20 protein-coding genes and 1 tRNA gene are annotated in these 19670 nt (G+C 59.5%); 14 read left to right on the top strand and 7 right to left on the bottom strand.

The window, feature by feature from the left end:
* The first annotated feature begins 379 nt into the window (after positions 1 to 379).
* A complete protein-coding gene (locus IAE36_RS06775) occupies positions 380 to 862 on the top strand; it encodes a hypothetical protein (protein WP_201211339.1) in 483 nt (160 codons plus the stop codon).
* A gap of 67 nt (positions 863 to 929) precedes the next feature.
* Here the strand turns inward: IAE36_RS06775 and IAE36_RS06770 are convergent, their stop codons facing one another.
* Positions 930 to 1235 carry an NIPSNAP family protein gene (locus tag IAE36_RS06770; protein WP_201211338.1) on the bottom strand — a complete coding sequence of 102 codons (306 nt, stop codon included), beginning with the start codon at positions 1233 to 1235 and terminating at the stop codon, positions 930 to 932.
* Positions 1236 to 1714: 479 nt separating this feature from the next.
* Here IAE36_RS06770 and IAE36_RS06765 point away from each other — a divergent pair, with 479 nt between their 5' ends.
* The 3 genes from IAE36_RS06765 (at position 1715) to IAE36_RS24020 (ending at position 3727) form a co-directional block, all read left to right on the top strand.
* The gene (locus IAE36_RS06765) at positions 1715 to 2188 is read left to right on the top strand and encodes an OsmC family protein (RefSeq protein WP_201211336.1); all 474 of its coding nucleotides are present in this window, start codon (positions 1715 to 1717) and stop codon (positions 2186 to 2188) included.
* Between the two features lie 111 nt (positions 2189 to 2299).
* A complete protein-coding gene (locus tag IAE36_RS06760) occupies positions 2300 to 2659 on the top strand; it encodes a nuclear transport factor 2 family protein (protein WP_201211334.1) in 360 nt (119 codons plus the stop codon).
* 471 nt (positions 2660 to 3130) lie between these two features.
* Positions 3131 to 3727 carry a GGDEF domain-containing protein gene (locus IAE36_RS24020; protein ID WP_442967444.1) on the top strand — a complete coding sequence of 199 codons (597 nt, stop codon included), beginning with the start codon at positions 3131 to 3133 and terminating at the stop codon, positions 3725 to 3727.
* Between the two features lie 144 nt (positions 3728 to 3871).
* Here IAE36_RS24020 and IAE36_RS06750 read toward each other — a convergent pair.
* Both IAE36_RS06750 and sohB read right to left on the bottom strand, forming a co-directional pair.
* Positions 3872 to 3945 (bottom strand) — tRNA-Cys (locus tag IAE36_RS06750).
* Positions 3946 to 4099: 154 nt separating this feature from the next.
* Positions 4100 to 5119, bottom strand: coding sequence for a protease SohB (gene sohB / locus IAE36_RS06745; RefSeq protein ID WP_028633559.1), 1020 nt, complete (start codon positions 5117 to 5119; stop codon positions 4100 to 4102).
* A 197-nt stretch (positions 5120 to 5316) separates the two neighbouring features.
* On the opposite strand from sohB, the gene IAE36_RS06740 reads away from it, so the two are divergent.
* From IAE36_RS06740 to IAE36_RS06725, 4 genes are all read left to right on the top strand, one after another.
* On the top strand, positions 5317 to 6027 hold the full coding sequence (locus IAE36_RS06740) for a histidine phosphatase family protein (protein ID WP_201211330.1): 711 nt from the start codon (positions 5317 to 5319) through the stop codon (positions 6025 to 6027).
* 57 nt (positions 6028 to 6084) lie between these two features.
* Complete coding sequence (locus tag IAE36_RS06735; RefSeq protein WP_028633561.1) at positions 6085 to 6402, top strand: SCP2 sterol-binding domain-containing protein; 318 nt, start codon at positions 6085 to 6087, stop codon at positions 6400 to 6402.
* Positions 6403 to 6594: 192 nt separating this feature from the next.
* Entirely contained in the window at positions 6595 to 7662 is a 1068-nt protein-coding gene (locus tag IAE36_RS06730; RefSeq protein ID WP_201211328.1) for a phosphotransferase family protein, read from the top strand.
* Between the two features lie 41 nt (positions 7663 to 7703).
* Complete coding sequence (locus IAE36_RS06725) at positions 7704 to 8471, top strand: SDR family oxidoreductase (protein WP_201211326.1); 768 nt, start codon at positions 7704 to 7706, stop codon at positions 8469 to 8471.
* Positions 8472 to 8510: 39 nt separating this feature from the next.
* Here the strand turns inward: IAE36_RS06725 and IAE36_RS06720 are convergent, their stop codons facing one another.
* Positions 8511 to 8861, bottom strand: coding sequence for a hypothetical protein (locus IAE36_RS06720; RefSeq protein WP_028633564.1), 351 nt, complete (start codon positions 8859 to 8861; stop codon positions 8511 to 8513).
* 116 nt (positions 8862 to 8977) lie between these two features.
* On the opposite strand from IAE36_RS06720, the gene IAE36_RS06715 reads away from it, so the two are divergent.
* Positions 8978 to 9268, top strand: coding sequence for an RcnB family protein (locus tag IAE36_RS06715; protein WP_201211324.1), 291 nt, complete (start codon positions 8978 to 8980; stop codon positions 9266 to 9268).
* Here the strand turns inward: IAE36_RS06715 and IAE36_RS06710 are convergent, their stop codons facing one another.
* Positions 9269 to 10429 (bottom strand): GGDEF domain-containing protein, encoded by a 1161-nt coding sequence (locus tag IAE36_RS06710; RefSeq protein ID WP_201211322.1) that lies wholly within the window; start codon positions 10427 to 10429, stop codon positions 9269 to 9271.
* A 224-nt stretch (positions 10430 to 10653) separates the two neighbouring features.
* Between IAE36_RS06710 and IAE36_RS06705 the strand changes: the two genes are divergently transcribed.
* From IAE36_RS06705 to IAE36_RS06695, 3 genes are all read left to right on the top strand, one after another.
* On the top strand, positions 10654 to 11040 hold the full coding sequence (locus IAE36_RS06705) for a glycine zipper domain-containing protein (protein WP_201162420.1): 387 nt from the start codon (positions 10654 to 10656) through the stop codon (positions 11038 to 11040).
* Positions 11041 to 11175: 135 nt separating this feature from the next.
* A complete protein-coding gene (locus IAE36_RS06700) occupies positions 11176 to 13005 on the top strand; it encodes an SLC13 family permease (protein ID WP_201211320.1) in 1830 nt (609 codons plus the stop codon).
* A gap of 128 nt (positions 13006 to 13133) precedes the next feature.
* Positions 13134 to 14558: a GGDEF domain-containing protein gene (locus IAE36_RS06695; protein WP_028633569.1), complete on the top strand. Its 1425-nt coding sequence runs from the start codon at positions 13134 to 13136 to the stop codon at positions 14556 to 14558.
* A gap of 199 nt (positions 14559 to 14757) precedes the next feature.
* On the opposite strand, the gene IAE36_RS06690 is transcribed toward IAE36_RS06695, so the two are convergent.
* The gene (locus IAE36_RS06690) at positions 14758 to 14952 is read right to left on the bottom strand and encodes a hypothetical protein (RefSeq protein WP_201211476.1); all 195 of its coding nucleotides are present in this window, start codon (positions 14950 to 14952) and stop codon (positions 14758 to 14760) included.
* 401 nt (positions 14953 to 15353) lie between these two features.
* Positions 15354 to 15707 (bottom strand): SH3 domain-containing protein, encoded by a 354-nt coding sequence (locus IAE36_RS06685; protein WP_028633571.1) that lies wholly within the window; start codon positions 15705 to 15707, stop codon positions 15354 to 15356.
* Positions 15708 to 15940: 233 nt separating this feature from the next.
* Here IAE36_RS06685 and IAE36_RS06680 point away from each other — a divergent pair, with 233 nt between their 5' ends.
* The gene (locus tag IAE36_RS06680) at positions 15941 to 16126 is read left to right on the top strand and encodes a hypothetical protein (protein WP_028633572.1); all 186 of its coding nucleotides are present in this window, start codon (positions 15941 to 15943) and stop codon (positions 16124 to 16126) included.
* 482 nt (positions 16127 to 16608) lie between these two features.
* Positions 16609 to 19659: a formate dehydrogenase-N subunit alpha gene (fdnG, locus tag IAE36_RS06675; protein ID WP_201211318.1), complete on the top strand. Its 3051-nt coding sequence runs from the start codon at positions 16609 to 16611 to the stop codon at positions 19657 to 19659.
* The last annotated feature ends 11 nt before the right edge of the window (positions 19660 to 19670 follow it).

Below are 19670 nucleotides of genomic sequence, written 5' to 3'. Positions count from 1 at the left end.
AATTGGCATGACCAGAATCGGCAGGAGGCAATAATACTCACTAAGATGGCTATTTGCCATCACTTCAAGATAGCTGGGTAGCTCAACTGCCGTTGAACCGCGAATACGCATTTTTTAGCCGCAGAATAGAAGCAGTAAAACAAGCAACTACTTAAACCAATCAATGGCAATTATTTTTATAAAGCGCTAGAGTTTCTCTAAAAAATTATAAGTTTTGGGCCAATGTAAACAGTACCAGCCACCTGCTATAGTTATTGTTATGGGCATTCAAATCCACCGCCCATTCAGGCCATGAGCAATGCATGAAGTCGCCCCGTGCCGTTTTGATTGAAACGTACTGATGGGCCATTGGGCTTCGGCCTCCACTCGAGAGAAATTCATGATTCAGTCTTTGCAACACGTTGTTCACGCTTCTGAGTTGCCGCCGCGTGGCCACCCTTTGGCAGGTGGCTTCTTCGTCACCCGTTACTGGCTAAATGGCCAAGAACGCGCCTTGGTTCTTTTGGATGATGAATTTCAAGGCGTTTGGGGCGAACCCAGCACTATGATCGAAAACGCTAACAGTTACAGCGATGGTGAAGCGAATACCCGCGCCATGGCCGAAGGCGGCAGCTTGATCGCGATCAAGGCCTTGGAACTGGGTGCATTTATACCCTCCTGCCTGGAGGGGCAGATGGTGATGGCAGCCAAAGCCGAGGGCTTGGTCAGCCTGCGCGAAGATCGGTGGCATTGGCTGAGCTCACAGTTCTCCGCCAGTTACGCTTATCATTTGGGCTATGAAGGCGGATGCCTTGACTACTACTATTTAGGCAAGGACATCGAACGCTTAGTCCGCCCTGTTCGTAGCCTCCTTATCTGCTGAGTCAAGGCGGTGACCGTCCATGCGTGAGTGTCGCGCTGAGCATAGGGGCAGCATCTATAAGCAGGCATCACCCAAGCAAAGGGCGAAGGAAGCTTCTTTCGTAGCTCACGATGAACTTCAATTCGGACGCGTCCTCAACCAAGCGCATACATTCAGGATCGACTGCGGTTTCTTGCCGATACCTTTCGTAATCGGCAAAACTGGAGAAGCTGAAGAGACAGTAGGCAACGTTATTGGCGCCTTCTGCCGGAAGGAAGTAGCCGTGGTGCTGTCCACCCATTTTGGTGACCACGGGTATCCAAGCGCGCGCATAGCGTTCGAAAGCATCGAGTTGGTAGGGGTCGATGAGGTAACGGACATGGCAGGTGATCATCAAATCGCTCCTGGATTAGGGATCTTTATTTTAAGGGTGTGACCACCCACAAAAGAAATCGCCAGCGGGCCTGTGAATGCCCGTACGTAGGTGCAATCGTTACCCAAAGCGCGAACTGTCACCATCCCCTTGGAAAAATTCTTTTCCTACCCGGCGCCTCTGCAACATGGAATTCTGGAGATCTGTCGCCGAAGCCCTCACTACGCCAATTGCGGTGCAATACTGGGCTGGCCTCTAGCCCTGGTCGCGCAATCGATGGTCGTGGCGGTGTCGAACCGATCAGCCCTGTCTCGGTTGGCCAGCGGCTGGCGGAGCTGATACCCAACGCCAGGCTGCAGGTATTCCACGAGGCGGGTCATGATCTCGGCCATACTCACGCCGAGGCAGTCACGCAGTTGATCGACCAGCATCTTGGTAGTTGACAGCGCATGCCTGAGCAGCGGATTACTTTACGGGCATTCTTTAACACAGGATTGATCATGAAAGAACACGATTACGCTGTCACGCTGAATTGGACAGGTAACACTGGTAAGGGTACTGCCAGCTACACAGCCTACCAGCGAGACTACACTGTCGAAGCACCAGGGAAAGCACCCATCCTGGGTTCAGCCGACCCTGCTTTTCGCGGCAACTCCGAACGCTGGAACCCGGAAGATATGTTGCTGGCCTCGATCTCGGCCTGCCACAAGCTCTGGTACCTACATTTATGCGCCGTCAACAACGTGTGCGTACTGGAATACGTCGACTATCCCGTAGGCCGGATGATTGAAGGCGATGGCCAGCGCAAGGGCCACTTCAAGGACGCCGTGCTAAGGCCTCACGTCATTATCAATAGCCAATCCGACAGGGATCTTGCAATGCGCTTGCATAACGATGCTCACCACGAATGCTTCATTGCGAACTCTGTCAACTTCCCCATCACCTGTGAGGCGGTTATTGACCATCGAAGCTAAACCTTCCGACGCGCGGGCATGGTTATCGGGAGGGGTATCAAACAACGCGTTAGGTCGAAAGTGTATTGTGCCCTGTGAAGCCTATGCGATCACACTGAGTCGGTGAGGGAAATGGATATCCGTCTACAGATTTTAGCGCTTGAAGCGTTGTTGCTGGAACCAGAAACGCGAAAAAATGACCGGTTGCTCAAACGGCTGCTGGTCGAAGACTTCGTTGAATTTGGAGCGTCTGGCAAAGGCTGGACGAAAGCGGAGGTGATTGCTGAACTCAAATCCGAGACGTTCATCAAACGAACGATTGAGGATTTCAAGCTGCGTAGACTTGCGGATAGCGTCGCGCTGGCTACCTACCTGTGCCGCCATCACCCGGCTAACGGCGAAGTGTCATTATCACTGCGTAGCTCCGTTTGGGAAACGTACGGAGAGGGTTGGCAAATGGTGTTTCATCAAGGCACCAGGGTCTTCGATTAGTTGCCAGCGCCCATACCGATGTGTACGAGGTATCTGTTCATCGAAAGCCAAGGGTGTACTCTCATGATCGCTGATAGCCTTTTAGAAAATGAAAGACAATGATCATTTGATGCATTTAAGCCACCGATCGACGCGCCGTTTTTTCAGTTACCGTGTATGACATCTCGTACCGCCTACCGCCCGTAGAGATAGAATGCTTAGACCTCAACAATGGTTCAGCAAGGGACGACGTCAGCTGAAACCTTTTAGCGACGGATTTATCGGCATCCTCTTAGACGCATTGCCCACTACTCGACCTGTTAGCATGAAGCTTACTGAAATGTTACTAGATAAAGATACGCTATTCCGAATTTACGACTCCTTGCCAGTCGCCTCATGCTTAATCAGTCGATCTCTAGCATTCGTGACCGCCAACAGGCAATATGCCAACCTCATGAGAACGCCACTTGAAAGTACACTCGACACAAAAACATCGAGACGCGTCTTACAGGTTTAGTAGGCAAACTGATTACAGAGAACAAAGGCATCCGCCGCCTATCGGAAACCGACGCACTCACGATGCTTGGTAACCGCAGAGCTTTTGACTCATACCTCGAAAAGTCAATCAGAAACAGCCAGAGACGTGGCTCGCCAATCTCGCTATTAATGATGGACGTTGATAATTTCAAGCCCTATAACGATCTCTATGGGCACCTGGCAGGGGATCAGTGTCTAAAACGGATCGCAGCATCATTTGGCAGTTCCCTACGACGTCCTTATGACGTGGCGGCGAGATACGGAGGTGAGGAATTTGCAGCGATACTGCCGAACACGCCAGACACCAGCGCCGCTACCATTGCACACTCCATACAAAACACGATCGCGACTCTGAATATGCCACACCCAGGAAGCCTATATGGATTTGTAACCCTGAGCATTGGAATATCAACGTACCATCCAAGCCCCAAGTTCAAACACGAGATTAGCGATATCGCTGGAAAATTACTTGAAGCCGCGGACACCGCCCTGTATGAAGCTAAAGAGAGCGGCAGAAATAGAGTTGTCACTCAAGCGCTCGAGCTGCATTAACAGCGATACGCTTACTTTTCCCATTCAACCCAAGGGCGCTAGAGGTGATAGGCCCAACCCCATAGAAGACTTATGCGGAAAGCTTGGACTTCCCCGCCAATAAAGAAAAACCCCGCAGACGCTAATCTGCGGGGCTTTCAAATATGGAGGCCGAGGTCGGAATCGAACCGGCGTAGACGGATTTGCAATCCGGAGCATAACCACTTTGCTACTCGGCCTCAAAGTTCGGAGTTAGCCGCTTACGCTTCGCTATCTCCTTGAAACGCTGACCCTTTTTCAAAGCTCGCTGCGTTTCGATGGGCGCCATTATGTCTGCATTCGTTTCACCTTGCAACCCCCTGATCGAAAAAAAATTTCAACAGGTTCAAGGTGTTAGCGCAGGCGGTTGAGTTTGCTCCACAACCCTACCACCGCGTTCTCGACCGTGCCGCTGGCAGCCATGCCGATGCGCTCCTGCAGGCTCTTGCGCTCTGCGTAATGCAGGTGGAACACGTTGGCGGTGCGGGCGCGGTCGCTGATGTACTCGTCGCTGGTTTGCAGGGCATCCACCAGTTGGCGGTTGAGCGCCGAGACGCCTAGCCAGACTTCGCCAGTGGCTACCTCATCGATGTGCAGTTGCGGACGATACCGGGCGACAAAGTCCTTGAACAACTGATGGGTGACGTCGAGGTCTTCCTGGAATTTTTCCCGGCCCTTTTCGGTATTTTCACCCAACACGGTAAGGGTGCGTTTGTACTCACCGGCGGTCAGCACCTCGACGTCGATGTCGTGCTTCTTCAGCAGGCGGTTCACGTTGGGCAACTGGGCAACCACGCCGATCGAACCGAGCACGGCAAAGGGTGCGCTGATGATCTTCTCGCCGATGCAGGCCATCATGTAACCACCGCTGGCCGCTACCTTGTCGATGCACACCGTCAGCGGTATGCCCGCCTGCCGGATGCGTGCCAACTGCGAGGCTGCCAGGCCATAGCTGTGCACGAGGCCGCCGCCGCTTTCCAGCCGCAGTACCACCTCGTCCCGCGGGGTGGCGAGGGTGAGCAGCGCGGTAATTTCGTTACGCAGGCTTTCGGTGGCAGAAGCTTTGATATCGCCGTCGAAATCCAGCACGTAAACCCGGCCTTTATCGTCAGCCTTGCCCTTCTTGACCTTCTTTTCCGCCTTGCCCTGCTGCTTACGCAAGGCCTTGAGCTCGGCTTTGTCGAACAGGCCTGACTCCAGGCGTTCGCGCAAATCCTTGTAGAAATCGTTCAGCTTTGTAACCTGCAAATGCCCACCCGATTTGCGCCGGCCCTTGCCGCGCAGGCCGGCGACAGCCGAAAGCACCACCAGAATGGCGATGACCAAGGTGGCGGTTTTGGCGAGAAAGCTTGCGTATTCGGCAAGAAACTCCACGTTGACTCCTTTGAATTGCTGCGCCATCTGGCGCGTAACTGTAGCAAGCATACCGGTGCGCCTGGGGTGCCGCCAGCGGTTGCAAATGCCGGCAACATCTTTCAAACAACCTTTTCAAACGCTTGTATGTTTTTCGTTGACAGCCCGATTCTCGCGTCCTAACCTCGGCAGCAATCACCAACAGGCCGGACGCTTACGTGGGCAACCTTTACCTGATCAGACATGGCCAAGCTTCTTTCGGTGCGGATGACTACGATGTCCTTTCGCCCGTCGGCGTCCGTCAGAGCCAGGCACTGGGTGAACACCTGGCTCAACTGGGCCTGCGTCTGGACCGCTGCGTGGCTGGCGACCTGCGCCGCCAGCAGGACACCGCCCGGCTCGCACTTCAAGCGTTGCACCACGATGGGTCCCCCGTGCCGGCCATAGAGACCGACGCTGCGTTCAACGAGTTCGATGCCGACGGGGTGATTCGCGCCCTGTTGCCAGGCTTGATGGCAGACGAGCCCAATGCACTAGACGTTTTGCGGGACTGCGCCAACAACCGAAGCGAATTCCAACGGTTGTTCGCCATCATGGTTCAACGCTGGCACCGCGGTGAGCATGCCTTGGATGGCCTGGAAAGCTGGGCTGCATTCATCAGGCGTGTACAGGGCGGCCTGGATCGTGTGCTGGATGGTGCGGGCAGCGGTGACAATATCGCCATTTTCACCTCAGGCGGCACCATCGCAGCGCTGTTGCACCTCATTACAGGCGTTACCCCGGATCAGGCCTTTGCCCTGAACTGGCAGATAATCAACACCTCGCTCACCCAGGTTAAATTCCGCGGGCGCGAGGTGGCACTGGCTTCCTTCAACAGCCAGGCACATGTGCAGCTGTTGAGGACACCGTCGCTTGTCACCTATCGATAAGCCCCGGCTTGCAGTGTCCCCTCGGGGACGTGAAAACCACTCTATAAGGAATGCACCATGACCTCCGTAGCTGATGCCGTTAAAAAGATGCAAGAGAAGTTCAACCCATCCGCTGCCGCCGGCCTGGACCTGGTGTTCGGCTTCAATATCACCGACGAAGACAAGCACTACGCCCTGATCGTCAAGGATGGCACTTGCGCATTGCAGGAGGGCGAAAACCCGGACGCCAATTGCACCCTGGTAATGGACAGCGAAACCCTTAAAGGTATCGTCAGCGGTGAAACCGACGGCATGCAGGCGTTCATGGGCGGCAAACTGCGCGTTGAGGGCGACATGATGCTGTCGATGAAACTGAGCGAACTGTTCCCGTCCTGATATCAGGGCCGCAGCAGGGCAGAAACCGAAGCCAGCCTGGCTTCGGTTTTTTTTCGCCCAAAAAGCGCCACGCATCAACCCCGTTGATTCACCAGCAACACCCCGACCAATGAGCCACTGGCACGCTTGTTCCACTAGCTGATTGCCATTAGATTGCAAAATAGTCCTTGCGAGCGAGAATAAGGAAACCCCATGACGCTCACCGATCAGTCAGCGCAGGTCCGCCCAGGGGAAGAGCTCGATGCCGCCCTCATCGATCAGTACCTCAAGGCACACATCCAAGGCCTGGGCGGCATGCCACAGGTCAGCCAGTTCCCAGGGGGCGCGTCCAACCTTACCTACCTGATCAGCTACCCGGACCGTGATCTCGTCCTGCGTCGCCCGCCCTTCGGGCAAAAGGCCAAGTCGGCGCATGACATGGGCCGTGAGTTTCGCATCCTCAACCAGCTGAACAGCGGCTTCCCCTACTGCCCCAAGGCCTATGCCCACTGCACCGATACCGGCCTGATAGGCAGCGAGTTCTATGTGATGGAGCGGGTCAAGGGGATTATCCTGCGCTCCGACATCCCTGCCGAACTGAACCTGGACGCTACCCGCACCCAGGCCCTGTGCCACAGTTTCATCGACCGGCTGGTCGAGCTCCACCAAGTCGACTTTGACGCCTGCGGCCTTGCCGACCTGGGCAAGCCTGAAGGTTATGTACAACGGCAAATCGCCGGCTGGACCAGTCGTTACGAAAAAGCCCTGACCCCCGATGCGCCCCGCTGGCAGCGGGTAACGGCCTGGCTGCATGACAAGATGCCCGCCGACCACCCGCAACCGGCCATCGTGCATAACGACTACCGCTTCGACAACGTGATCCTCGACGCCGACAACCCCATGCAGATCATCGGGGTGCTTGACTGGGAGATGGCCACGTTGGGCGACCCGCTGATGGACTTGGGCAACAGCCTGGCCTACTGGATCGAGGCGGGTGACCCAGCCCCGGTGCAACTGATGCGCCGCCAGCCAAGCCATGCACCTGGCATGCTCAGCCGTCGCCAGTTCGTGGAGTATTACGCACAGCGCGCCGGCATCCCGCTGGACAATTTCGATTATTACTATTGCTACGGGCTGTTCCGCCTGGCGGGCATTGTGCAGCAAATCTACTACCGCTATTTCCACGGGCAAACCCAGGACAAGCGCTTTGCCCAGTTCATCCACATGAACCGGCTGCTGGAGCAGATGGCCCTTCAGGTGATCGCAAAATCCAGCCTTTGAGCCGCCCTTCCCACACCAAGGCCCTTACCAAGGAACGCACCATGTCGCAGACTCAGCTGTTCGACCTCACGGGCAAGATCGCCTTCGTTTCCGGCGCCAGCCGCGGTATCGGCGAGGCGATTGCGCACCTGCTTGCCCAGCAAGGCGCCCACGTGATTGTTTCCAGCCGTAAACAGGAAGGCTGCCAGCAGGTCGCCGATGCCATTGTGGCGGCGGGCGGCCAGGCCACCGCCATCCCCTGCCACATTGGTGAACTGGAGCAGATCAGCCAGGCCTTCGCAGCCATCCGGCAGCAGTTTGGGCAGCTGGATATTCTGGTCAATAACGCAGCCACCAACCCCCAGTTCTGCAACGTCCTGGACACCGACCCTGGTGCGTTCCAGAAAACGGTCGACGTGAACATTCGGGGTTACTTCTTCATGTCAGTTGAGGCGGGCAAGCTGATGCGCGAGCACGGCACTGGCAGCATCATCAACGTAGCGTCGATCAACGGCGTCTCACCGGGGCTGTACCAAGGCATTTACTCGGTGACCAAAGCTGCCGTCATCAACATGACCAAGGTATTCGCCAAGGAATGCGCACAATTCGGCATACGCTGCAACGCCCTGCTGCCGGGCTTGACCGACACCAAGTTCGCGTCTGCACTGGTCAAGAACGAGGCGATACTCAATGCTGCGCTGCAGCAAATTCCCCTCAAGCGTGTGGCCGACCCCAAGGAAATGGCAGGGGCTGTGCTGTACTTGGCCTGTGATGCATCCAGCTACACCACAGGCACAGCGCTGAACGTCGACGGCGGTTATCTGGCTTGATCGCGTCAGCGCTGCCCGAGCCTGGAACCACGGCGCCCGTCAAAGGCAGGTGGCGGCCGCCGCGCGGTGCTGCAGGGAAACCCCGTCGTTTTTCTGTGCGTAGTAGTCCACCTGCACCCCACCTGCCTGCGGATAAACGTCGACGAACGTCTCGGCCTCACGGGTGTACACGGTAAAACCACCCTGTGGGCGGGGCTCCAGGTAGCCGCTGGCATCCTGACCGAACACGCGCTCCTCCTGCCAGCCGAACTGGATGCACTGGGCAACCCGGTCCGCTGCCTTTTGCGAGGTGAGCTTGGCGGTGGGCTCACCTTTGCGGGCTGCCTCCATGGTCGCCGAAGCACAACCGACCAGCACCAACGCTACGGCCACGGGCAAAATCGCACGCATGTTCAGTCCTCGAAGTCTTGAAAAAGAACGCGACTCTAGCACTGCCAGCATCGCGAGTGAATTGTGGCGCACGTTGCGCTGTCTGACGGGGAACATGACGCAACAAGGAAATCGCCATGAAACTGCACTACCTGCTGCTCGCCGCCCTGCCCTGCTTGCCAATGGCCGCCAACGCGGCCACCTCGACAGACGACAGTGTCCAGAACTCCTCCACCCGTAACCGGGAATTGAAAGAGGGTGACAAGGTTCCCGATCAATTCAAGCGTGAGGATGCCGCGGTCAAGGACTGGAAAGCCAAAGGGCTGCCGGCGCCTGAGAAAGAAAGCCACTGGGTGAAGATGCAAGACCATTACGTACTGGTGCAAACCACCAATGGCGTAATCCTGGCTATTCGCCCCGTCCGTTGATCACCCCAGATCAGCAAGTGCTGCCAGGTGCACAGTGTTGCGCCCGGCAGCCTTGGCCCGGTAGAGCGCCGCATCGGCTTGTGCGAGCAAGCTTGCAGTGCTGTCTTCACGCCCCGGTTTGCCGCACCACAGGCCCACACTGAAGCGCAGCTCGATCCGGTCACCTGCAAACCAGGCAGGGCTTTGCGCAATCGCCTCGCGCAAGCCGTTCACGGCGCCCATGGCCCCGGCATGGTCGGTTCCCGGCAGCAGCAGCAAAAACTCTTCACCGCCATACCTGCCAAGGCTGTCCCCTTCACGCAGGCGCTGCTGCAACTGACGCACGCAGTGGCATAACACCTCATCCCCGGCCAGATGCCCGTACAGGTCATTGATGCGCTTGAAGTGGTCGATGTCGATCATTGCCACCGCCAGGTGGGTGGCATTTGCACGGGCCCGGTCCAGCTCAACCGCAAAGCGTTCCAGAATGGCGCGCCGGTTGAAGGTGCCGGTCAGCACGTCGCGCAAGGCCAGGTGCTGCAAGCGCGACTCGCTGCGCTCCTTGGCCATCAACACCAAGCCGATCGAGTACATCATCACGGTAACGGTGCCGATGGCCACCGAGACGCTTTGTTTCAGGTTGCTGGTGTCATAACGCATGTCCGCCGCCGTGCCCGTGGCCACCGCCACCACGCGCATGCCCAGGCCCACCAGGCTGATGAGTGCCCCGATCTGCAGCAGCAGGTGAGCACGCCCGGGCCGCTCGGCATGGCGCCGCGCCCAGTACAGAATCATCGCGCACTGCACCATCAGCACCAGTGTCGCCAGCAACATCCGCGGCTCCACGGTGTGCTGCAACAGCATCAGGCCTACCAGCATGCACACCGGGATAACGAAGATGGTGCGCCACGGCACCACCTGTTCGCGCACCCTGAACAAGCTGGCCGTGTAGAACGCCAGCGCCAGCGACAGCAGGCTGTTGCCCACCCCGTAACTCAGCCACAACGGTGCCACTGCATAAACGGTGTAGCAAACATAGGCCAGTGCATGCACCAGCAGCCCGCAACCTGTGAGCAGCAGGTTGTCGCGGGGGCTGCTGCGCCCGACCAGCAACAGGCAGAAAGCCAGAATGGTTGCGACCAATGCAACGGCGGCGAACAGCGTAGGGGTATGGGCGATCATCGTGATTCACCAGGTGGCAGGCAGCCGTCTTCGTTGCGGCTTGATGTGCAGTTTAGAGCCCTTCAAGGCTCTCGGCCATGACTGGTTGAGACAGAAAGGCCGCTTGCCAGCACCGCCCGTCATGCACACTTCCAGATTGGCACACCTCAGGAAACCAAATGCACGTTTTGAAGTCCCAGTGGTTAACGTGGATTCGGCCACCTGACTGATTCGAGGTTTCCATCATGCGCCTGACCCTGCCTTCCCTTGCCCTTGGCCTGCTGCTCTGCCAAGGCGCGTTCGCCGGTGACGGTAATGCAGCCATTGGCGGTGGCCTGGGGGGCGCCTTGGGCAATGTCGTTGGCCAGCAACTCGGGGGCCGTACCGGTGCCGCCATTGGTGCTGGCGTGGGCGGTGCCGCTGGCAGCGCGGTCGGCGCTCCCAAGCGCAACCGTACCAAAGCCGCTGTAGGCGGTGGCCTGGGCTCAGCAGGCGGCTCCCTTGTCGGCGGCGCGTTGGGTGGCAGCACCGGCTCAACGATCGGTGCAGGCCTGGGCGGCGCGGCTGGCGGCGCTGTGGGTAACAACATGGGCGACAATGGCGGCAAAAAACACCGCCGCCACCGCCACTGACACCCTCCGCCTGGGGCCGGAATGCGGCCCCGGGCAGGCAAAACCTGCAGCACATCAACACGCCCTTCATCACTTGCTGGCACACTGGTAGCTATCAATGCTTAACGTGCCCTGTGTGAAGGAACACCCCTCCCAATGAACCTAGAGCTGTTTTGGGTCCTCGGCCTGCTGGCCATCGTGGTCATCCTGTTTGTCATCAACCGCCCGCGCATGGACGTGGTGGCGCTGTTGGTCATTCTCGCATTGCCGCTTTCCGGCATCCTCACCGTCGAACAGGCCCTTGCAGGCTTCAGCGACCCTAACGTGGTGCTGATCGCAGCGCTGTTCGTGATAGGCGAAGGCCTGGTGCGCACGGGTATCGCGTACCGCATCGGCGAGTGGATGAGCGAACGGGCCGGCAACAGCGAAGCACGGCTGCTGGTGCTGCTGATGCTGGCAGTGGCGGGCCTGGGTTCGGTGATGAGCTCAACCGGTGTGGTGGCCATTTTCATCCCGGTGGTGCTCAGCATCGCGGCGCGCCTGCAACTATCACCCAGCCGCCTGATGATGCCACTGAGCTTCGCCGGCCTGATCAGCGGCATGCTCAGCTTGGTGGCCACGCCGCCCAACGTGGTGGTGCACAGTGAGCTGGTGCGCCACGGCGAGCAGGGCTTCAGCTTTTTCAGCTTCACCCCGTTCGGCCTGGTGATACTGGTGCTGGGCGTGGGCTACATGCTGCTGACCCGCCACTGGCTGAGCGGTGAAGTGCGCAAGGACGGGCGCGTGGAGACCCGCCGCACCCTGCTGGACCTGGTGCTGGACTACAAGCTCAATGGGCGCGAGCGCCGGCTGCGCATTCGCCCGCACTCGCCCTTGATCGGCCACACCTTGGGCGAGTTGAAGTTGCGCACGGACCACGGCGCCAACGTCATCGGTATCGAGCGCCAGCACAAATTCACCACCCGCGTGATCGCGCCCGACTCCGGCACAGTGCTGCACCAAGGCGATGTACTGCTGCTGGACCTGTTCGCCAAACGCGACGACCTGCGCAGCCTGTGCCAGACCATGCAGCTGGAGCCCCTGCACTTCAAGGCTGCCTACTTCATAGATCAATCCCAGGAAGTGGGCATGGCCGAGGTATCGCTGCCTCCCGGCTCGCAGCTGATTGGCAAGAGCATCCTCGAACTGGCTTTCCGTTCGCGCTATGACCTCAACGTCGTGGGCCTGCGCCGCGAGCAGGCCGCCATCGAAGAGCAACTGGTGGAGGAGAAGCTGCGCCTGGGCGACACCTTGCTGGTGGTGGGCCCATGGAAGGCAGTGCGCCAGTTGCAGAGCAAACCCAGAGACTTTCTGGTGCTGAGCCTGCCCACTGAAATCGACTTGGTGGCTCCGGCCCGCCGGCGCGCGCCACAAGCGCTGCTGAGCCTGGCGGTGATGGTTGGGCTGATGGTCAGCGGTGCTGTGCCCAATGTGCTGGCCGCACTCATCGGCTGCCTGTTGATGGGCGCAGGCCGCTGCATCGACATGAACAGCGCCTACCGATCCATTCACTGGCAAAGCCTGATACTGATCGTGGGCATGCTGCCTTTTGCCCAGGCGCTGCAAAAAACCGGTGGGATCGACCTGGCGGTCAGTGGCCTGGTCAGCCTGCTTGGCGGGGCCGGCCCCAGTGCCATCCTGGCGTGCCTGTTTGCGGTCACCGCCGTGATCGGGCTGTTCATCTCCAACACTGCGACTGCGGTATTGATGGCCCCGGTGGCGATTACCACCGCCACGCAGCTGGGCATGTCGCCCTACCCGTTTGCCATGACGGTGGCGCTGGCCGCCTCGGCCGCCTTCATGACACCCGTCTCCTCGCCGGTAAACACCTTGGTACTGGGCCCCGGGCAATACCGCTTCGCGGACTTCGTCAAAGTCGGGGTGCCGTTCACGTTACTGGTGATGCTGGTGGCAGTGATGATGGTGCCCTGGCTCTACGGGCTTTGAGGCCACACAGCACAGCCACTAGCAAAAAGCCATGACTTAGGGCAGATTGACATCAACTAGCAGGACGAAACACACTGATCAGCATTGCCCCAGGTGCCTTCAGCCGTTGTCCTGGATTTCGTTTCCGCTTGTCGGTCGAACCAATGGTTTTTCCAGCCCAATCGCGCCTGCTTTCATATGTCGCTCTGCTCTGCCTGACCTTTGCCCTGACCCTTGGCGGCATCCTGGCACGTCCGATCGAATCCCTTTCGCTGTTCTGGCCCGTGAATGCGGTACTGGCCGGAGTACTGCTGCGCTACCCGCACCACGCCACATTGCCCGCCTTGCTGCTGATATGGCTGGGCATGGTCGCTGCGGACCTGCTATGCGGCAGTGAGTGGGCTCCGGCACTGTGGTTCAACCTGTGCAACATGGGGGTGGTAGCCACCCTTTGGCAGTTGCTGTCGCGCTTGCCACGCCTGCACCGCCGCCTGCGTACCCCACACGGGGTGCTGTGCGTATTTGGCGCCTGTGCGGGCGGTGCGATGGTGGCCGCCAGCATGGCCGCAGCCATGGCGGCCCCCTGGTTCGAACAGTCGGTACGTGCCACGTGGCTGGCCTGGTTCAGTGAACAGTTTTCTACCAGCGTGCTGGTGCTGCCGGTGCTGCTCACCGCCCCAACAGCACAGGCGCTGATCCGCAGCGGCGGGCAGGCCATACGCTTGTCACCCCTGCTGGTGATGCTGGTGTCGCTCGCATTCAGCATCGCATTCGGCGGGCCCGGCGCCATCGCCTTTCCCATCGCGGCATTGCTGTGGTGTGCCTGGACCTACTCGCCGTTCATGGTTTCGTTGCTCACGCTCACAGCCGGCAGTACGCTGATCGTGGCAGTGGCACAAAACCTCATGCACTTCAGCGTGCCGCAGAGTGAATCAGGCGTCACGGCACTGATGTCAGCGCGCCTTGGCATCGCCATGCTAGTGCTGGGCCCGCTGGTGGTTGCCTGCGTCACTCAGGCCAATCGCAGCCTGATGGCGCGCCTGGCGCACCAGGCCACCGTCGACCACCTCACCGGTACTCTGACCCGCAGCGCCTTCACACGGCGCGCGAACGCGCTGCTCGACAGCCGGCAGCAGCACGCCCAGTTGCTGCCCATGACCCTGATGATGCTCGACATCGACCACTTCAAGTCGATCAATGATGCCCATGGCCACGCCGTAGGGGACCTGGTACTGCGCCAGTTTGCCGACACCCTGCGGGACCAGTTGCACAGCGATGAACTGCTGGCGCGCATGGGCGGCGAGGAATTCGTCGTCATCCTGCCAGGCCTTGCCCCCGACCGGGCCCAATTCACCGCCGAGCGGCTTCGCCGGGCCGTGCAGGACCTGAATGTGCAGCAGGCCGACAAGCGTGTGCAGATTACTGTCAGCATTGGTATTGCAGGTTGCGACGCCGGCCTGCCAACCCCAGCGCTGGACGCACTGCTGGCAAGCGCCGACAAGGCGCTATACCGGGCTAAGGCACAGGGCCGCAACCGTGTAGAACAGGCTGAACCGATGCGCCGGGTTATCTGAGTGGGTTGCGGCATGGCCCACTGCTTTACTGCCTGATTGCCCCGCCTGAGCCCCAACGTGCTCGCCCCAAAAAACACCCCCTGCAGTTGCTCAAATTCTGCTCAATCTAACAGAGGCCGCCGTGGGCTTGGCTTTCAGCACGTTATCCACAGACCTACCCACGTTTTTTGTGGACAGATTTCTGAGCGTGGAGAATGACTTATCCCACAGCCAGCAACGCGGCGTTCGCTAGCTTGACCAGCTCGATCCATTCCCGCGTGCTGATAAGCCCCGCCTGCTCCAACACCTGCGCATCGTGTAACGCCGTGTGGTAACGCGGCTCGTCGAGCGCCCCCTTGGCCAGGAAACGGGCACGCCACTCCAGCATCGCTGAAGCGCCCTTTTTGCTTTCTATCAACGACTGGACTCCAAGGCATAAGTACCCGCCCGAATGAACGGCGGCAGGAGACTACACGACGCCTTGGTACTTGAGAATGACAGCTGCCTACCGCTGGTCTGCAGTGTCTGGAGAGGCGGGCCTGCCAGAGGGAAGAAGGCAGGCCGGAGGGTTGAGGACCAACAATCAGCTTGGCGGGATGGTACCCAGCAAACCGATAAGGATGGTCAGGACCAGAAAACCACCGAGGAACAGCGCGAGCTTGCCCATTGGAACCTCTACATGACGATACGGGATGCAGCTATTTTCGCGCTTCAGCTGATACGGTTACAGATGCAGGTTTGTAGAAAAAAAGCAGATCAGATTGGCCGTGCAATGACCGGATCATCCCTGCCCTGCCCAGCCCTCTGCGCCTCGCGTCAGGTGAGCTGCCTGAGCTTCTGAGCGGGTAGCCATCCCAGCTCGCCATTGCCATGGCGGCGGCACCATAGCCAACCATTCAAGGGGCGCAGCATCTGCACCAGTTGCCCAGGTTCAGCGTCCAGTTCATGGGCAGAATAATGGTCAAGCGCCCTGCCCTGACCAACACTCAACCGCTCGATCAGTTGCGCGGGCACCCAGCCAGGTTCCTGACCGGTGCAACTGCACAGGTACCAGTCCTGCCAGCCCGGCTCACCTTCGTAACGCGGGCCTACTTCCAGCAAGGTGCCCTTGGCGAACCGAATAGGGCGCGGGTACTCACTGCGGTGGCTCTCGATCACAACATAGTGCATAGGCCTCTCCTTGGCCGGGAAAACATCGATCGTAGCAGAGGCTGCGCAACCTGCAGCTTGCAGGAAGTTACGGGCGGTGGACTTCCCAATTTGTAGGAATGGTTACCCGGCCGTGTAGGACTTTTCGCGATCAAACCCAGTCGCTGTATGAAACATCAGTTTCTCCTACAAATTCGAGCTGATACCGTCCGTGTTTCCTACATCGGCACGGAAGCTACCTACGTGAGAAATTTATGGACACATACAACGCGTCAGCCCTGAAACTGCAGAAAAACTTGCTGAACCTGCGCACTGAGCGCGACCGGCTCATTTCGCAAAACAGGCACAGCGAAGCACAGGCCCTGGAAGCGCCCATCGCACTGCTGGAAGACGCCATCAAACAACTACCGCCCGCCCTCAAACCAGGCACGCTGCAATAGCTGCTCAGCCCGGCGGCGCCTGAAATGTCAGCCCGCCGGGCGTTGCACTTTAGTCGTATTGTTTTTAATTGCTGGGCGGTCACGCGAAGGGTTTATTGATTCAGATCAATACAGTACCTTATTATTTAACCGTATCAGTTACTTCATCGAAACGCTCTATCAATTGATCGAGCCGGCCAATTAGCCCACCCACCGCCAACCCATTAAACTCTGCCCCGCCACGTTAGCAAACGCCCCGGCACGACCGTGATTCAGTCCTTATAAATTTCGAATAACCGGCTGCGCTTTCGTCGTACGAAACAGCACCCTCTCATTGGTCAGGCAGGCCACCTGCCGCCTTCTTGCAACGGGCATACCTATTGATTGCGCCAGCCAGGCAAATGGCCGGCGGGCACCCGGCTGCCTGCATTGAACCGGGGCCTTATGTAACCCAGGCCGGGCCTGCCACACCGCGCAGCCCGACGCCTGTTGGAGGAACGTTAATGGATCTTGGCAGACGGCAGTTTTTTAAACTTTGCACCACCGGTGCCGCCGCTGTTTCAGCTGCTTCTTTGGGCTTTGGTGCCACCGTGGCCAATGCCAGCCAGTCCCGGCAGTACAAGTTGTTGCGTGCCAAGGAGACCCGTAACAACTGCACCTATTGTTCAGTGGGCTGCGGCATCCTGATGTATAGCCTGGGTGACGGCGCAAAGAATGCCAAGGCGCGCATCTTCCACATCGAAGGCGACCCCGACCACCCCGTCAGCCGCGGTTCGCTGTGCCCGAAGGGCGCAGGCCTGGTCGACTACATTCACAGCGAACAGCGCCTGCTGCACCCCGAATACCGCGCAGCCGGCTCCGACAAATGGGAACGGGTGAGCTGGGACTACGCGATCGACCGCATCGCCCGGCTGATGAAAGATGACCGGGATGCCAACTTCATTGCCCGCAACGCCGAGGGCGTCACCGTCAACCGCTGGTTGTCGACCGGCATGCTGTGCTCCTCTGCCGCCTCCAGCGAAACCGGCGCCCTGGACCAACGCTTTACCCGTGCGCTGGGCATCCTGGGCACCGACAGCCAGGCCAGGGTGTGCCATGCCCCTACGGTAGCCGCGCTTGCGCCCACCTTCGGCCGCGGCGCGATGACCAACAACTGGGTGGACATCAAGAACGCCAACGTCGTGCTGATCATGGGCGGCAACCCGGCCGAAGCGCACCCTGTAGGGTTCAAGTGGGTGATCGAGGCCAAGATCCGCAACGGCGCCAAAGTGATCGTGGTCGACCCGCGCTTCAACCGCAGCGCTTCAGTGGCCGATATCTACGCACCGGTGCGTGCGGGCTCAGACATCACCTTCCTGATGGGCATGGTCAACTACCTGATGACCCACGACCGTATCCAGCATGAATACGTACGCGCCTATACCAATGCCTCGCTCATTGTGCGCAACGACTACCACTTCGACGACGGGTTGTTCAGCGGCTACGACGCCAAGGCACGGCGCTACGACCGCAGCTCCTGGGCCTACGAGCTGGATGACAACGGCCATGCCCGCCAGGACATGACCCTGAGCCACCCCCGATGCGTGTTCAACCTGCTCAAACAGCACGTCAGCCGCTACACCCCGGAGCTGGTCAGCCAGCTGTGCGGCACACCGCAGAACGACTTCCTGGAGATCTGCGACATCCTGGCCAGCACCAGCGTGCCAGATCGCACTGCTACCTTCCTTTACGCCCTGGGCTGGACCCACCACACCACCGGGGCGCAGATGATTCGCGGCTCCGGCATGCTCCAGCTGCTGCTGGGCAACATCGGCATGGCCGGTGGTGGCGTCAACGCCCTGCGCGGCCACTCCAACATCCAGGGCTATACCGACCTGGGGCTGCTGTCCCAGCGTCTGCCGGGCTACATGAACCTGCCGTCGGACAGCCAGGCCGACCTGCACACCTATTTGCAGCAAACCACGCCCAAGGCCCAGCTGCCCGACCAGGTGAACTACTACCAGCACACGCCCAAGTTCTTCATCAGCCTGATGAAGAGCCTGTACGGCGAAAAAGCCACCCGCGAAAACGACTGGGGTTTCGACTGGTTGCCCAAATGGGACGACAGCTACGACGTGCTCAACTTCGCCAACCGCATGCATGACGGTAAGGTCAACGGCTATATCGCCCAAGGCTTCAACCCCATCGCCGCGTTCCCGGACAAGAACAAGGCGGCCGAGGCACTGGCCAAGCTCAAGTTCCTGGTCATCATCGACCCGCTGGCCACCGAGACCTCCAGCTTCTGGCAGAACCATGGCGAGTCCAATGACGTGGACCCCGCACAGATCCAGACCGAAGTGTTCCGCCTGCCCTCCAGCTGCTTTGCCGAGGAAAACGGCTCTATCGTCAATTCCGGGCGCTGGTTGCAGTGGCACTGGGCCGGTGCTGCGCCGCCCGGCGAGGCCTGGCATGACGGCAAGATCCTTGGCCACCTGTTCATGAAGCTGCGCGAGCTGTACCAGGAAGAAGGCGGCGCCTGCCCTGAGCAGGTACTGAATATGGCCTGGGACTACAAAGACCCATACGACCCGGCACCTGAAGAGGTGGCCAAGGAGTCCAATGGCTATGCCCTGGCTGACCTGCACGACGACCAGGGCAACCTGGTACTGCGCAAGGGCCAGCTGCTGGACAATTTCGGCCAGTTGCGCGACGACGGCAGCACCGCCTGTTTCAACTGGGTGTTCGCTGGCTGCTGGACCGAAGCCGGCAACCAGATGGCCCGGCGCGACAACGCCGACAGCGGGCTGGGCTGCACACCGGGCTGGGCCTGGGCCTGGCCACAGAACCGCCGCATTCTGTACAACCGTGCCTCGGCCGACCCACAGGGCAAGCCGTGGGACGCCAAGCGCAAGGTCATCGGCTGGGATGGCAGCCGCTGGAGCGGCATCGACGTGCCGGACTTCCCGGTAACCGTGGCCCCCGGTACCGCCACCCACCCTTTCATCATGTTGCCCGAAGGGGTCGGGCGGCTGTTTTCGGTAGGCGCGATGAACGATGGCCCGTTCCCTGAGCACTACGAGCCCACCGAAAGCCCGCTGGCCAGTAACCCGCTGCACCCCACCGTCAGCAAAAGCCCCACCGCGCGGCTGTATGACAGTGACCGGGCACGCATGGGCAGCCGGGAGGCGTTCCCCTACGTGGCCACCACCTACTCCATCACTGAGCTGTTCCGCCACTGGACCAAGCATTCCCGGCTCAACGCCATCGTCCAGCCTGAGCAGTTCGTCGAGATCGGCGAGCTGCTGGCCAAGGACAAAGGCATCGTGCAGGGCGACCTGGTGCGGGTCAGTACCCAGCGGGGCTACATCAAGGCCAAGGCCGTGGTGACCAAGCGCATTCGCCGCCTGCAAATCGACGGCCAGGCGGTCGACACCATCGGCGTGCCCTGCCACTGGGGCTTCGAGGGCGCCACCCGCAAGGGCTTTCTGGCCAACACCCTGACCCCGGGGGTGGGCGAATCGAACACCAATACCCCGGAATACAAAGCGTTTCTGGTGAACGTGGAAAAGGCCTGACGGAGCCCCAT

The organism is Pseudomonas sp. S36 (assembly GCF_016647875.1).
Lineage (GTDB): Bacteria > Pseudomonadota > Gammaproteobacteria > Pseudomonadales > Pseudomonadaceae > Aquipseudomonas > Aquipseudomonas parafulva.
The sequence above is the reverse complement of the archived record's forward strand: the minus strand, read 5'-3'. Positions and strand labels throughout refer to the sequence as shown.

Coding starts and splice junctions, on each gene's coding strand:
- IAE36_RS06775 (WP_201211339.1), top strand. CDS start 380: ATGATTCAGTCTTTGCAACACGTTGTTCACGCTTCTGAGTTGCCGCCG.
- IAE36_RS06770 (WP_201211338.1), bottom strand. CDS start 1,235: ATGATCACCTGCCATGTCCGTTACCTCATCGACCCCTACCAACTCGAT.
- IAE36_RS06765 (WP_201211336.1), top strand. CDS start 1,715: ATGAAAGAACACGATTACGCTGTCACGCTGAATTGGACAGGTAACACT.
- IAE36_RS06760 (WP_201211334.1), top strand. CDS start 2,300: ATGGATATCCGTCTACAGATTTTAGCGCTTGAAGCGTTGTTGCTGGAA.
- IAE36_RS06735 (WP_028633561.1), top strand. CDS start 6,085: ATGACCTCCGTAGCTGATGCCGTTAAAAAGATGCAAGAGAAGTTCAAC.
- IAE36_RS06730 (WP_201211328.1), top strand. CDS start 6,595: ATGACGCTCACCGATCAGTCAGCGCAGGTCCGCCCAGGGGAAGAGCTC.
- IAE36_RS06725 (WP_201211326.1), top strand. CDS start 7,704: ATGTCGCAGACTCAGCTGTTCGACCTCACGGGCAAGATCGCCTTCGTT.
- IAE36_RS06720 (WP_028633564.1), bottom strand. CDS start 8,861: ATGCGTGCGATTTTGCCCGTGGCCGTAGCGTTGGTGCTGGTCGGTTGT.
- IAE36_RS06715 (WP_201211324.1), top strand. CDS start 8,978: ATGAAACTGCACTACCTGCTGCTCGCCGCCCTGCCCTGCTTGCCAATG.
- IAE36_RS06710 (WP_201211322.1), bottom strand. CDS start 10,429: ATGATCGCCCATACCCCTACGCTGTTCGCCGCCGTTGCATTGGTCGCA.
- IAE36_RS06705 (WP_201162420.1), top strand. CDS start 10,654: ATGCGCCTGACCCTGCCTTCCCTTGCCCTTGGCCTGCTGCTCTGCCAA.
- IAE36_RS06700 (WP_201211320.1), top strand. CDS start 11,176: ATGAACCTAGAGCTGTTTTGGGTCCTCGGCCTGCTGGCCATCGTGGTC.
- IAE36_RS06685 (WP_028633571.1), bottom strand. CDS start 15,707: ATGCACTATGTTGTGATCGAGAGCCACCGCAGTGAGTACCCGCGCCCT.
- IAE36_RS06680 (WP_028633572.1), top strand. CDS start 15,941: ATGGACACATACAACGCGTCAGCCCTGAAACTGCAGAAAAACTTGCTG.
- fdnG (WP_201211318.1), top strand. CDS start 16,609: ATGGATCTTGGCAGACGGCAGTTTTTTAAACTTTGCACCACCGGTGCC.